Raw genomic sequence first — 13,032 nt, 5'->3', positions numbered from 1 at the left:
TTCGCGGGCTATGCTTGCAAGGACAAATTGCGATAGGGTGCCCGCCGCCCGACATGGAAGAAGGCCGCGCGTCCGCGAACTATTGCATGAGTGATCGGGAAAAACTCCGCGGCGAATCGGGTCCGATGGCGTCCAATGGCGGCCGGAAGGCGACTACCGGCGAGGCCAGACCGGGGGAATGCTTCGTCGAGTATCCGGTTGTGCTCTACCACAATGGCACTCCGGACCAGGCGGTGGCGCGGGTTTACTGGCCCGCGCCCGACGGCACCGATCCGGTCGAACGCTATCGCCTGAATGTGCTGCGCAGCATCTTCCGCAATCGCATGACCAAGGTACTGCGCGAGGAACTGGGTTCGACCTACTCGCCCGGTGCCGGGGTAGAGGCCGACCCCCAGTTTCCCGGTTACGGCTACGTGGTCGCCAGCATCACCGTGTTTCCCGATGCGGCGCGCGACGTACTGCCGGATATCGAGAAGGTCGGCACCGATCTCGCCCTTGGACCGATCAACGAGGATGAATTGCAGCGCGCGATCACGCCATTGCTGGAAGACTTGCCGAGCACGCTGGAAAACAACGCCTACTGGCTCAATGTGCTGTCCGACGCGCAGACCGACGGCGAGGGTCTCAGAGGCTTTCGCGCACGCGAAGCCGCCTATCGCACGACCACCGTGGAAGACGTGCAGGCCATGGCTCGCGCGATCTTTCAGGGCGACAATGCCTATCCGGTACTGGTGCTCCCATCGCGCACGGCGGAAGAATAGGGAGCACCATTCGCCCGAAGTGGCATTTCTGCCCGGGGTTCCCGCCACCCCGGCCAGACAGTCGAGGTAGCCCATAAGGGCGGCGTACGGTGGGTCCACCAGGAGTTGGCCCGGCTTGCGCACCGGATCGGTCCTGAAGGAATGTGACCCACAGCCGCGCACTTGCATCGCCGGAGAAGATGTCTAGCGCCACCATCATCATGCATTTTCCCGACTTCGACGCGCAGGAATTCCTGCGAGAGTACTGGCAGAAAAAGCCGCTGTTGATCCGCAATCCATGGGCAGAATGGCGCAATCCGGCAGAACCGGACGAGCTGGCGGGGCTCGCCTGCGAAGAGGGTGTGGAATCGCGGCTCGTTACCGGCGGCGAAACGCTTACCCTGGAACACGGTCCACTTGAGGATGACCGGTTCGGTGCGCTGGGCACGGCTCCGTGGACGTTGCTGGTCCAGGCGGTAGATCACCACATTCCCGCCGTTGCCGATCTGATCGAGCCGTTTCGCTTCATCCCGAACTGGCGGATCGATGACGTCATGGTGAGCTATGCCACCGACAACGGCGGCGTTGGCGCTCATTTCGACCAGTACGATGTCTTCCTCATTCAGGGATTGGGCCGCCGACGCTGGGAACTGGGCGATCCGTGCAACGAGCAAACCGCGTTGCTGCCGCATGAGGATCTACGCCTTCTCGCCGAGTTCGAGCCCCGCGAGGAGTGGGTGCTGGAACCCGGCGACATACTTTATGTGCCACCGGGCATTGCCCACCGGGGAACCGCGATAGGGGACGACTGCATGACCTATTCGGTCGGCTTTCGCGCACCATCTCGCAGAGAGCTGATCGAAGAGTGGACCGAAGACTTGCTCGGCGAGATGTCGGAGGACGACCGGTTCGGCGATCCCGATCTGGAAATGCAGCCGAACCCGGGCGAGATTTCAGCTCAGACCCTCTCTCGCCTGCACCAGATGGTTGCCGAAAAGCTGAACGACCAAGACCGGTTTGCGCGCTGGTTCGGCAAATATGCGACGACACCGAAACCCTCGGCCCTCGATTGGCGACCTGAACATGCCATCACTCCCGAAGAGGTTTCGATCGCGCTCCAATCCGGGACGACCTTGGTCCGCAACCCCGCCAGCCGTTTCGCCTTCGTCCAGCAAGAGACCGAAAGCCTGCTGCTCTATGTCGACGGAGAAGCCATCGAATGTTCGGGTGAAGCCGCTGTTTTCGCCCGGACTCTTTGCGCCAGCCCGCTTGTCGAGACGACGCTGAGCAGCGCGACCACACAGCCCGCCCGGGACCTGATCCTGAGCTTGGTAAATCGCGGCTGCATCGCTTTCGAGGAGCCTGAAAACTGACTATGGCACCGATGTCTCGGTCCATAGCCCCTGCGCTATTCCCTCCAGTGTCCAATCGCCGATAGACCAGCGCACCAGCCGGAGGGTCGGGTGCCCGACTGCGGCGGTCATCCGGCGCACCTGCCGGTTCTTTCCTTCGTGGATCGTCAGGCTGAGCCAGCTATCCGGGACCGACTTGCGCACTCTGATGGGCGGATCGCGCGGCCATAATTGCGGGTCCGGGATGATCTCGGCTTTGGCTGGCCGGGTCATGCCGTCCTTCAGGCTTACGCCCTTGCGCAACCGATCCAGAGCCGCCTCGTCGGGCTCCCCTTCGACCTGCACCAGATAGGTTTTCGGCAATTTGTAACGCGGATCGGCAATCCGCGCCTGCAACGCACCGTCATCGCAAAGGAGCAACAGGCCTTCGCTGTCCCGGTCCAGCCTGCCTGCCGGGTAGACCGCGGGCAGATCGATGAAATCGGACAGGGTCTGCCGCGGCGTCGGGCTTCCCCGATCCGTAAACTGGGAGAGTACGCCGAAAGGTTTGTTGAACAGGATCACGCGCGGCATCTCGCTACCCTCGGCAGTTCGCAGGGCAAGTCAAGCGACTGGGCGTCAGGCAAGCGAACTGCATAATTGGTCAGTGATGAATCGGCCTGCTGAGGTCGCAAAGACCGAGCCAACCCGCTAAGCGCGCAACCGACGGTCACACAATTCAGGCATCAGCACATGGCACGCAAACATCGCAAGGGCGCTGCCCGTGAAGAACATCTCCACGATGATGACGAGCAGGCGCCTGCGCCCGGGCCCTGCTGGCTGTGCGGTCGCCCGCTGGGCAAGACCACGGTCATGCACCACCCGGTGCCCAAGAGCCGGGGTGGACGCGATGTCGTACCGATGCATCCGATTTGCCAGCAAACGCTGATTGCCAATTTCAGCAACGCGGAATTGCAGCGTCATGCGCTCGACGTCGAGGCCATTCTGCTCAATCCCGACATGCGCAAATTCGTGGACTGGGTTGCGAAGAAGGATCCCGATTTTCATGCCGGCACCGCCAAGAAAAAGCGCTGATCTCCAGCTTCTCGAACTGACATGCCAAGAGTATGCCCATGACCACGCCGACAAGTGAGAGCACGCAATCTATCTGCGTGGCCGCATTATACCGTTTCGCGACCCTGGCGAACATCGAGGGGCTGCGCGAACCGTTGAAGCAATTGTGCGACGATCAGGGGATCAAGGGCACGCTGCTGCTGGCCAGCGAAGGTATCAATGGCACGATCGCAGGTTCGCGGAAGGGTATTGACCGGGTTCTCGACCATATTCGCAGCTGGCCCGATTGCGCCGATCTCGAGGTGAAGTTCTCGGGCGCTGAAACCATGCCGTTTCACCGCATGAAGGTGCGGCTGAAGCAGGAAATCGTGACCATGGGCCAGCCCGGGATCGACCCCGCTGCCAATGCGGGCACCTATGTCGATCCGCAGGACTGGAACGCGCTGATCGACGATCCCGACACGATCGTGATCGACACGCGCAACGATTACGAGGTTTCGATCGGCTCCTTCGCAGGGGCGATCAATCCGATGACCGGTACCTTCCGCGATTTTCCGGAATGGTACGCGCGGGAACGCGAGCGCCTGCTGGGATCTGCGAGCCCACCCAAAGTCGCCATGTTCTGCACCGGTGGCATCCGCTGCGAAAAGGCCTCCGCATTTCTCAAAAAAGAGGGGCTGGACGACGTCTTCCACCTCAAGGGCGGGATCCTCGCGTACCTTGAGCATGTGCCCGAGGAGGAGAGCCGGTGGCAGGGCGAATGCTTCGTGTTCGACCAGCGTGTCGCGGTGGGACATGCGCTTTCGCAAGGCACGCATGAATTGTGCTTTGCATGTCGGCGCCCGGTCAGCCCATCGGAAAAGCAGTCGCCCCTCTACGAGGCTGGCGTCAGTTGCGCAGCCTGCCATGACGAAAGAAACGACGAGCAGCGCGCCTCCTATCGCGAGCGTCACCAGCAGGAAATGCTCGCAGCGCGGCAAGGGCGCGCGCATGTCGGCGCGGTGTTTGCGACAACCGGAGATGACGATGACGAATGAGCGCATTCTCTACAGCTTCCGCCGCTGCCCCTACGCGATGCGCGCAAGGCTGGCCTTGGCGATCAGCGAAACATCCTATGTGCTGCGCGAAGTGGTTCTTGCGCGAAAGCCGGCGGCGATGCTGGAAGCATCACCGAAGGGCACCGTACCGGTTCTCGTCCTTTCCGACGGCACCGTGATCGACGAAAGCATCGACATCATGCGCTGGGCCCTCGCCCAGGACGATCCGGAGGGTTGGCTGGAACGAGACGACGCCGCGCTGATCGAACGGAATGATGGGCCATTCAAGCACGACCTCGATCGATACAAATACCCCGAGCGCCACGATTCCGATGCCATGACACACCGCGAGCGAGGGATGGAATTCCTGAGCCTGCTCGATGAGCGACTATCGGGCCAGCCGCAGCTATGCGGCGAGAACCGCGGCCTCGCCGACGCAGCAATCATGCCGTTCGTGCGTCAGTTTGCAGCGGTGGACAGGGACTGGTTTGCGGCCCAGCCGATCCCTCACCTCCAAAAGTGGCTGACGGATCAACTTGCATCGCCCTTGTTTGCAGCGATCATGGCGCGCTTCGATCCCTGGTCGCCGGGCGATCCGCCAATTGTGATACCGGAGCCCAGCGAACTATCCTGATGCGTCCAGAACCGGACCGCCAACCGACGCGATCTCGCGGCAAGCGAACAGTCGCTAGCCGTCCGCCCGCAGAGGGCCGATCTCGCTTTCGAAGCTGTAGAGCGACTGGATATCCGGGCTCTGCGCACCCACCGCCATCGGACAGGTCTTGCCGCGGATGACCGCCACGTCGAACAGTTCCTCTATCGCGCCGACCAGCTTGATGAACTCGACGATCGATCCGGAGCGTGTGTCGACGACCAACACGCCGCACCACGGCTCGCCATCTCGCCGCTTGATCTCGTCGTCCAGCGCGAGCCCGTCGAACCCGTTCTTGCGCGGCTTGGATACCGTCACCAGCGCGTGGTGACCCGCAAAGGAAAGCCCGCGAAGGAAGCCGGGGCAAAATGCGACATCGGTCTTCTCGCCCGTATCCCGGTCCACCTTGATCAGGTAGCCACGCCCGGAATCGAGCGCCCACAGCTGACCATCATGCACGCGCGGGGAGTGCGGCATCGAAAGCTGGTCGGTCACGATACGATCGTTCTCGACATCGATTAGGACACCACCCTCGTGACGGCGTTCCCGCCAGCCGCTGACCACATCGCTCTGGCTGACAGCGGAGACGTATCGCGGGTAGCCGTCTTCCATCGCCATGCCATTCAGGTGGCACCGGTCTTCCGGCGCCAGCTTGGAGATGAAATGGGGCTTCCACAGGGGCTTGAACCCGAAGCGCGGGCTCAGCGTGGCGAGGCAGGAGAACTTCGTGTTGACGAAGATGCACCGGCCCTGCCGGTCCACCGCAAGCTCGTGAATGTCGATATCGCCGGTGGTTTGCGCATTGCGCGGCACGTACAGCGCATCGAACGCCTTGTTCGCCCGTTCATTGGGCTGGAGCGTGTTTTCGAGCCGCCAGACCTGGTACAATCCGCCAAGGTAGAGCCGGTCACGGCCCGCATGGACGCCCATCGCACGCTGGAACGCCTGCTGGTGTAGCGAGACCTTCCCGTCGGGCAGTATGCCCACCAGAAACAGCCTTCCCGACTGGTAGGACGTGAATGCGATCGAGCATTTCATCTGGCCGAGCCATCGCGCGAAACCGCGCGAAAGCTCGATCCGGGTGTCCGCAGGTGCTGCGCCGTCGGGCGCAGCATCCGCAGGATTGGCGTTTTTGTCTTCAGTCACGCGCTATCCGTCGTCTCGTTCAGAACTTCAGGCTGAGGCCAACGCGACCGGCGCCCCCACTGATATCGCCGAACAGCAATTCACCCTCGGCGAAGATCGAGAAGCGATCGCTGATCTCCAGCGTCAGTCCGGCCTCGCCGCGACCGTACAGCGAGGGAACATCGTCTGCCAGACCGATGGACTGCGTGCCAGAGGCGAAGGTCACGGCATTGTCGCCGGCCAGTTCCTTTTCGGCAAACACGCCGACATGCGGGACGATTGCGACACCGCCGGTTTCGAACCGTGCCCCGGTGCGCGCACCGCCATGGGCCCGCAAGCTTTCGGCAGTGTCGAACGTGAACCCCGCGTCGGTGAAGTCCACCGCAGGAATATCGGCGCTGACCCACGCGATCCCTGCCACCGGCTCGACGAAGAAGGTGTCTTCGCCAAACCGGGCCCCGGCTTCCAATGCGACACCAAGCGCGCTGGTTTCGAAATCGGCCTCTTCGTCGACGCTCTGCAAAGCCAGTTCGACATCCGCGAAGTCCGCCTTGGCGAGCGCATCGACGAACACGGTCCCGTTGCTCCAGCCACCGTGCAGACCGATGTTGAAGCTTTCCACCCGGTACCCGTTGCCGGTTTGGGCGAACGCGCTTTCGTTGCTGCCGAAGCCGAAGGTGACCCCGAAGCGAGCGTTCGTTCCGGCAAAGGCGATACCGCCCTGCCCGCCACGATAGGAAGCCTCGGTCGTCAGCGTTTCGGCATATTCGGCGCCATCGAAAGTAGCCTTGTACTCCTGCGCCTCGCGATCCCGACTGCCGTCGAAATACTGCACCCAGCTGGACACACCGGGCTGGGAAGCGACGCGCGCCTGCGCGTTCTGCTTCGCCCAAGCATCGGTGCCCTGATGCCAGCGCTCGGTAAGCGTCTCGCCGAGGCGAACAGGTTCGAACACTTCGACATCGGGTGCCATTGCCAAAGCCAGCCCGGCCTCAGCGAAGGACAGGCGGTAGTTGAGGAAGCCTGCGTCTTCAGCCTCCGCATCGATCACGAAGGCATCGGAGGACACATCGCCGGTGAAGACGATCAGGTCAGCCGTGGTGTCGAGCGTCAGGGCCTGCGCACCTTCGAAGCGAAGCTGCGTGGTGCCGGTGACGTCGCCGAGGACCAGCTGGTCGCTGTCGTCGCCCGACAGGTCGAACGAGATGGTGCTGCCCTCGACGCCGTTGAAGACGAGGTTGGACAGGTCCAGCCGATCGTCGCCGTTGCCCGCCGCGAAGACGATGGCACCGCTGTTGTCCAGCCGATCCAGCCCATCGAACAGCACATCACCCTGAACGACGATGCTGCCGCTGTTGGACATCAGATCGTTGCCAGTGCCGAAATAGCTCGTGCCATTCGCGAAGAATGTGCCTGCGATGTCGAAGTTGCTGCCGCGATCGTCCAGCCGGACCCGCCCGTACAGCGCGCCGCCTTCGGCAATCGTGATATTGGTCGCAGGCACTGCCACTTCGGCAGCCACCGAGTTGGCCGTGGTGCCGATAGGAAGACCGGGGCCGCCCGGGATCGGGGGATTGGGATCGATCGGCCCGTCGCCCGGATCTTCGGCCACATAGGGTTCGACCACGATGGCGAAGCCATCGGCAGAGCTGCGTAACATGCCGCCCGCCGCGACCGTGACGGACGTTTCGCCATTTCCGATCAGATTGATGCCGGTGCCATCCTGGGCCAGCACATCGCCTGCCACGGTCGCAGCGATCGCGCCGCCGGTCTGGTTGCGCAGGCGCATCGCATCGGCACCCGCACCGCTCGTCTGGACCGAACCGACGGTCACCTGCTGGTCCGCGACCGACCATTCATCGCCCTGTAGATCGATCCACAGGCCGTGCGCGCCGTCTCCGCTGGTCGTCACACTGCCCGCTTCGACCACGATATCGCCGAAAGAAACCGCGACTTCAATACCGATGGAAGCGGGGCCGGTGGGCAATTCGTCACCGGGTTCATCGGAGGCTACGCCGCCAGGCAGTGGCAGGCCCGGCCCGATGGGCCCGCCACCACCGCCATAATACTCGCCCGGCTCGAACACGTAGCAGTTACCGGTCGTCTCTACCGAATTGACCTTGATCGTTACCGGGCCAGCGCCGCTGACAAGAATCCCCTGCGCGGAATCGCCGGTGGTCGTGATGTCGCCCGCTTCGATGCCGATGCCCTCGAGTTCGAATGCCCCCAAGGGGACAGAGGCAGGCACCGCCGTGCTTTCGGCCTGGATGCCGACACTGTAATCACCTGCGGTTCCGACCGATCCGATCACCAGATTCGCGCCGATGACGCTTGTCGAACTTACGCCGTTGCTGCGCGCGCCGCTGGTCGTGATGCTCCCCACCTGGGCGCTATGCGATCCCATACGCGAGCTCAGGTTCATGCCATCGCTGTAGTCGCCGACTGTTTCGATCGAGCCGCCAGTGATTTCTGCGGTGGTAAAGGTATAGAGATAGGACTCGAAGCCAGTCTCTAGCTCGACGCCGGCGGCGCCTGTCCCTTCCGTGCGGATCGAATTGAACGCAATGTCTGTGCTGCCGAAGAACTGCCCAACGTCGATACCGCGCCCGTAATTCGCGCGGGTAACGATATCACCCGCAGTGACGGATATCTCCGCATCGAGATAACGCGTGTCGATCGCTCCCGAAACGTTGATGCCCGACCCCGCATCGATGTTTCCAACGGAGACGTTCGCACTGGTTCGCGTACTCACATTGAGTCCGTTGCCCGAGCCGGTGGCGCCTTCCCAGCTGCCGGTGAATCCGGTGACATAGATGCTGTCGATCGCGACATCGATATGGCCCTGCGCGGTAAGGTCCACGCCCCACGTGGCGTAGACATCTTCGGCTTCGACAACGATTTCGCCAGCGCGCATCGTGATGCCGCCGCTTTCGGCGCTGGCGAACACGGCGGCGGGCGCAATGGTGCCGAAGCCATCGAGCGCCGCGACGTCGCCCCCAGCCACCCGGAGCGAGCCCAGGTCGAGCACGATGTCACCGGCGAGAGCATCCAGCCTGAGGCCCGCGGCGCCGTCGCTATCCACCGATAGGTTGTCTACGGCGAGGCGCAGATCGCCAGATACGGCGACCAACTCGGCGCCGACCGAGTGGCGCTCGGACGTAATGTCGACGGTGCCGAGCTGAAGGTCGATGCCTTCATCGGCCTCCACCAGGATACCCGTGGACTGGTTGCCAGATGCAGTGATGTTGTCGATCGTACCGGTCAGGTCGCCACCAACGAGTGCGACGACGCCATAGCTGCCTTCTCCTTCGGTCGTCACCGATCCGAGATCCAGCGCTGCATCGGTTCCGGCACCGCCGTTCCAGATCAACAGGCCTTCCGAACCGTCACCGGCGGTCGTGATACTGTCGATCGATGCTTCGACATCGCCCTGCGAATTGATCTCGACCCCGTCCGAGTCATCGCCCTGCGTCGTCACGTCTCCCGCCACCAGGCGGGTGCTGCCACCGCTGATCAGGTGGATCGCCTGCGCATTATCGCCAGCCGTCGAGACGCTGCCCGTTTCCACATCGACGCGCCCGCTCGCGCTTCCCACGAGGATCGCGGTCAGATCGTCGCCCAGCGTAGTGACGGAACCATTGCGCAAGGTGGCCGCGCCCTCGGCTGTGAACATTTCGATGCCGTTCGCGCCGTTGCCCGCCGTGCTTACGGTGTCGACTTCCACATCTGCGGCGAGATTGGCGGCCACCGAAATGCCGGTGGCACCATCGCCCAGCGTGCTGACGCTGCCGAGGAATGCGTAAAGGTTATAGTCGCGGCTGAGCGCGCGAACGCCGACGGCATTGTTGCCGCTGGTGGAAACTTCGTCGCTCTCGAGGAGCACCGAGCCGAGCGCTTCCAGGTCAAGGGCGGTCGCGCCATCGCCGGTCGTGACGACCGAGGTGTTGTAGACCTGCAGGTTGCCGCCATTGGCCCGGGCACGGATGCCGATCGCATCGTCGCCGGACGTCTCGACGCTGTTGGCCTCGATCAACCCCGCCACGCGCGCGTCGACATCAATGCCGATCGACCGGTCGCCCTGGGTGACGACTTCGTTGCTTTTGACCTGCGCCATATCGGACGAGATCGAGATGCCGGTCGCATCGTCACCGCCGGTGCTGAGAATATTGCTGTCGACGACCGCGAAATAGTCGGCTTCGACAAGGATTCCGGTCGAGCCATCGCCATGGGTGACGAGATTCTGGCTCTGCACCTCGGCATTGTTTAAATCGGAAACGGCGTGAATGCCGATTGAACCTGTGCCGAAGGTCTCCACCGAAACCGCACCGGCATGGGCCGTCCCGATCGAGTAGTCCCCATATCCATAGGGCGACGTGACCGTCTGGCCTTCGGAATGAACGTAAAGGCCGGTTGAGCCATCGCCGTGCGTCACCACTTCGCCCAGATCGGCGTTGGCATTGCCCTGTGCCTCGACCCAGGCACCTGTGGAATTGTCACCGTAGGTCTCGATATCGCCGTTGACGACCTGAGCGTCGCCGCCGTTTGAATCGAGCAGGAGGCCGGGGGTATCGACCTCGTCGATGACGATCGAGCCAACGCTTACGAAGATATCGTCATCCTCGACGATTGCGACAGGTTCTTCGGATACGACGGAAGGATCGACAATCGGCTCGTCCTGCGCAGCAGATTGCGCGGGATCGCCGGCTTGGCTGCCTTGCTGAACCGGTGTCGGGACTGGCTGCGCCAAGGCCGGTGCGGACAGCATCAATGCGGTGCACCCCATGGCGGTGGCCAGCAGGCGGGTGCGCAGGCTGACGGTTTCGGGCGCGACACTTGCGGCGATGGGGGCGGTATATGCAGGCACTTGAACGTCCTTCCTCAATCAAATCACGGTCCGCGAGCGGGTGCGTCCATCGCTCTGCAAGCAATGGAGCGGCCCAGCGCGTCTGTTTGCGACCGACGATCCCCACCGGTCGCGCTCGGGAAAAAGGCAGGCACCTGTCGCGGGCTGCGCTTCCCATGCACCCGCGAACGCAAAGGCTTTCGCTCTCGGGCTCCGTCTAGAAACATGCCGCAGCGCAACGCGGCCAGCGGCTTTGCAATGAATGACCGATGAGATGCCATGAACGTCAGGAGGGTTGGATGGCCGACGAAGGAATGGGCGCTATGGATGATGAGATGAAGTTCGGCTTGATCCCTCCGCCGGAGCGCATGAAACGCTCCGTCTGGCCGCCGGCGATTATCGCCATCCTGCTGGTCTGGGGCTTCTACTTTGTCACCAAGACCGGGGTCGGTCTCATCCTGACCAATGGCTGGCAATATCTCGATCAGCGGTTCGTCGTCATGGCCTTCGGCATCGCGCTTTCGCTGCTGATCGTCGTGATAATGGAGAAGACCTGGAACTGGCCGGTCTGGGCCAAGATCATCCTCATTATCGTGCTTTCCTGTGTGATCGCGATCCCCTACGCCGCCTTCAACTGGGTGCTGATGTTCTATCTCGAAGGGGATCTGGACCAGTGGCTGCTGACGATGGGGGCCACCTGGAGCCAGAGTTCGCACTGGTTCCTATCGATCACGATGGTGATCGTCGCGGCACAATATGCGACCTCGCTGCTGGCGCGCGAGGAACGGATGAACGCGATGGAAAGCGCCGCCCGCACCATGGAGCTGCGCGCACTGCGTTATCAGGTAAACCCGCATTTCCTGTTCAACGTGCTCAACTCGGTCGCGGCCCTCGTCAGCGATGACGAGCGCGAGCGGGCGCAGACGATGCTGAGCAACCTCGCCGCCTATTATCGCAATTCGCTGACGGTGGACCCTCTGGCAGATGTTTCCTTAAGCGACGAAATCGCGGCACAGCAGCTCTATATCAATATCGAGAAGGTGCGTTTCCCCGACAGGCTGGTGGTCGCGATCGACGTACCTGCGGAACTTGCAGACGTACAAGTGCCCAGCCTGATCCTGCAACCGATCGTAGAGAACAGCGTGAAGCATTCGGTCGCCTCATCCTCCAGCACGGTGACCCTCTCAATCATCGCGCGACGCAAGGACGACGCACTGGAATTGAGCGTGCGCGATGTTCTGGCCGATAGCGACGTGCGCAAACAACCGGCATCGGCAGGCACGAACACCGGACTGCGCAACGTACGCGCGCGGCTGCGATCCCGCTTCGGTGACGATGCGAGCGTGCGCGCCACGCCGACCGCCAACGGGCACGAGACCGTGATCGTCTTTCCCGTCGAGTTCCCATGACAGAGGGCGGAAACTCTCTTTCGGTGTGCATCGTCGACGACGAACCGCTCGCCCAACGCAGGCTGCGTCAGCTTCTGGACGACGTCCCTGCAGCCCGGATCGTGGCCGATGCCAAGGACGGGCGCGAGGTTCCAGAGATCGTGAACGAGCATCGGCCCGACCTGTTGCTGCTCGATATCGAGATGCCGCATGTCGACGGTTTCGACGTCATCGAGGCGCTGCAAGGCAACTCCGAAGATGGTCACCCGCCGCTGATCATCTTCACCACGGCCTTCCCGGACTTCGCAGCACAGGCTTACGAAACCGGGGCAATCGATTTCCTCACCAAACCGGTCCAGCCGGAACGCCTGACGATTGCACTGGACCGCGCGCGAAACGCACTGATCGCGCGCGATGCGCTGACCCGCCTCGAACTGCTGCAGTCGCGCCTCGACGGGCTGCGCCGGGATCGCGCTGCCATTGCGCCCGAAGACCCGCTCTGGGTATCGCATCGCGGCGAGATGATACGCGTTCTTCCAAGCCAGATCGAACAAATCACGGCTGAAGGCGAGTATGTCAGCCTGCACGTCGGCGAGAACCGCTATCTTCACCGAGGCGTCATCTCGCGCTTCCTCGAAGACATGAGCGATCCCGACCTTGTCCGGGTCCATCGATCCCATGCTGTGCGGCGCACCTGCATCGAGCGCACTTCGCGCAATCAGTGGGGCGCGCCACTGCTGCACCTGAGCAACGCAGCGGTGATACCCGTCGGGCGAAAATACCTCGATGTGATGAAGAGCCTCTGACGCTTATCTCTAACCGAGGGATCGCAGAACAGAGGC

At 62.6% G+C, this 13,032-nt stretch carries 10 protein-coding genes; 7 read left to right on the top strand and 3 right to left on the bottom strand.

The annotated features are described in order from the left end of the window. Positions 1-53 precede the first annotated feature (53 nt). Together AAG612_RS00640 and AAG612_RS00635 are read left to right on the top strand one after the other, a co-directional pair. A complete protein-coding gene (locus AAG612_RS00640) occupies positions 54-761 on the top strand; it encodes a M16 family metallopeptidase (protein WP_342506225.1) in 708 nt (235 codons plus the stop codon). 200 nt (positions 762-961) lie between these two features. After that, a complete protein-coding gene (locus AAG612_RS00635) occupies positions 962-2,113 on the top strand; it encodes a JmjC domain-containing protein (protein ID WP_425341835.1) in 1,152 nt (383 codons plus the stop codon). On the opposite strand, the gene AAG612_RS00630 is transcribed toward AAG612_RS00635, so the two are convergent. Continuing rightward, on the bottom strand, positions 2,114-2,665 hold the full coding sequence (locus tag AAG612_RS00630; protein WP_342506221.1) for a pseudouridine synthase: 552 nt from the start codon (positions 2,663-2,665) through the stop codon (positions 2,114-2,116). Positions 2,666-2,824: 159 nt separating this feature from the next. Between AAG612_RS00630 and AAG612_RS00625 the strand changes: the two genes are divergently transcribed. The 3 genes from AAG612_RS00625 to AAG612_RS00615 are packed head-to-tail and all read left to right on the top strand — an operon-like array spanning position 2,825 to position 4,816. Continuing rightward, positions 2,825-3,166 carry a hypothetical protein gene (locus AAG612_RS00625; protein WP_342506219.1) on the top strand — a complete coding sequence of 114 codons (342 nt, stop codon included), beginning with the start codon at positions 2,825-2,827 and terminating at the stop codon, positions 3,164-3,166. A 38-nt stretch (positions 3,167-3,204) separates the two neighbouring features. Continuing rightward, entirely contained in the window at positions 3,205-4,182 is a 978-nt protein-coding gene (gene trhO / locus AAG612_RS00620; RefSeq protein WP_342506217.1) for an oxygen-dependent tRNA uridine(34) hydroxylase TrhO, read from the top strand. Further along, positions 4,172-4,816: a glutathione S-transferase gene (locus AAG612_RS00615; protein ID WP_342508576.1), complete on the top strand. Its 645-nt coding sequence runs from the start codon at positions 4,172-4,174 to the stop codon at positions 4,814-4,816. Before trhO ends, AAG612_RS00615 begins: the two co-directional genes overlap by 11 nt. 54 nt (positions 4,817-4,870) lie before the next feature. Here AAG612_RS00615 and AAG612_RS00610 read toward each other — a convergent pair whose 3' ends face one another. After that, a complete protein-coding gene (locus AAG612_RS00610; RefSeq protein ID WP_342506215.1) occupies positions 4,871-5,980 on the bottom strand; it encodes a TIGR03032 family protein in 1,110 nt (369 codons plus the stop codon). Between the two features lie 19 nt (positions 5,981-5,999). Beyond that, positions 6,000-10,823, bottom strand: coding sequence for an autotransporter domain-containing protein (locus tag AAG612_RS00605; protein ID WP_342506213.1), 4,824 nt, complete (start codon positions 10,821-10,823; stop codon positions 6,000-6,002). 278 nt (positions 10,824-11,101) lie between these two features. Between AAG612_RS00605 and AAG612_RS00600 the strand changes: the two genes are divergently transcribed. Both AAG612_RS00600 and AAG612_RS00595 read left to right on the top strand, forming a co-directional pair. Then, positions 11,102-12,211: a sensor histidine kinase gene (locus AAG612_RS00600; protein WP_342506210.1), complete on the top strand. Its 1,110-nt coding sequence runs from the start codon at positions 11,102-11,104 to the stop codon at positions 12,209-12,211. Then, on the top strand, positions 12,208-12,996 hold the full coding sequence (locus AAG612_RS00595) for a LytR/AlgR family response regulator transcription factor (protein WP_342506207.1): 789 nt from the start codon (positions 12,208-12,210) through the stop codon (positions 12,994-12,996). Before AAG612_RS00600 ends, AAG612_RS00595 begins: the two co-directional genes overlap by 4 nt. Positions 12,997-13,032: the final 36 nt, after the last annotated feature.

The sequence above is a fragment of the Citromicrobium bathyomarinum genome, from assembly GCF_038594605.1.
Classification (GTDB): domain Bacteria; phylum Pseudomonadota; class Alphaproteobacteria; order Sphingomonadales; family Sphingomonadaceae; genus Alteriqipengyuania; species Alteriqipengyuania bathyomarina_B.
Note: the sequence above shows the minus strand (reverse complement) of the source record. Positions and strands in the feature narration are given on the sequence as shown.

Bases quoted from the DNA above. Each gene is read 5' to 3' on its own strand.
- AAG612_RS00640 (WP_342506225.1), top strand. From the start codon at position 54: ATGGAAGAAGGCCGCGCGTCCGCGAACTATTGCATGAGTGATCGGGAA.
- AAG612_RS00635 (WP_425341835.1), top strand. From the start codon at position 962: ATGCATTTTCCCGACTTCGACGCGCAGGAATTCCTGCGAGAGTACTGG.
- AAG612_RS00630 (WP_342506221.1), bottom strand. From the start codon at position 2,665: ATGCCGCGCGTGATCCTGTTCAACAAACCTTTCGGCGTACTCTCCCAG.
- AAG612_RS00625 (WP_342506219.1), top strand. From the start codon at position 2,825: ATGGCACGCAAACATCGCAAGGGCGCTGCCCGTGAAGAACATCTCCAC.
- trhO (WP_342506217.1), top strand. From the start codon at position 3,205: ATGACCACGCCGACAAGTGAGAGCACGCAATCTATCTGCGTGGCCGCA.
- AAG612_RS00615 (WP_342508576.1), top strand. From the start codon at position 4,172: ATGACGAATGAGCGCATTCTCTACAGCTTCCGCCGCTGCCCCTACGCG.
- AAG612_RS00600 (WP_342506210.1), top strand. From the start codon at position 11,102: ATGGCCGACGAAGGAATGGGCGCTATGGATGATGAGATGAAGTTCGGC.
- AAG612_RS00595 (WP_342506207.1), top strand. From the start codon at position 12,208: ATGACAGAGGGCGGAAACTCTCTTTCGGTGTGCATCGTCGACGACGAA.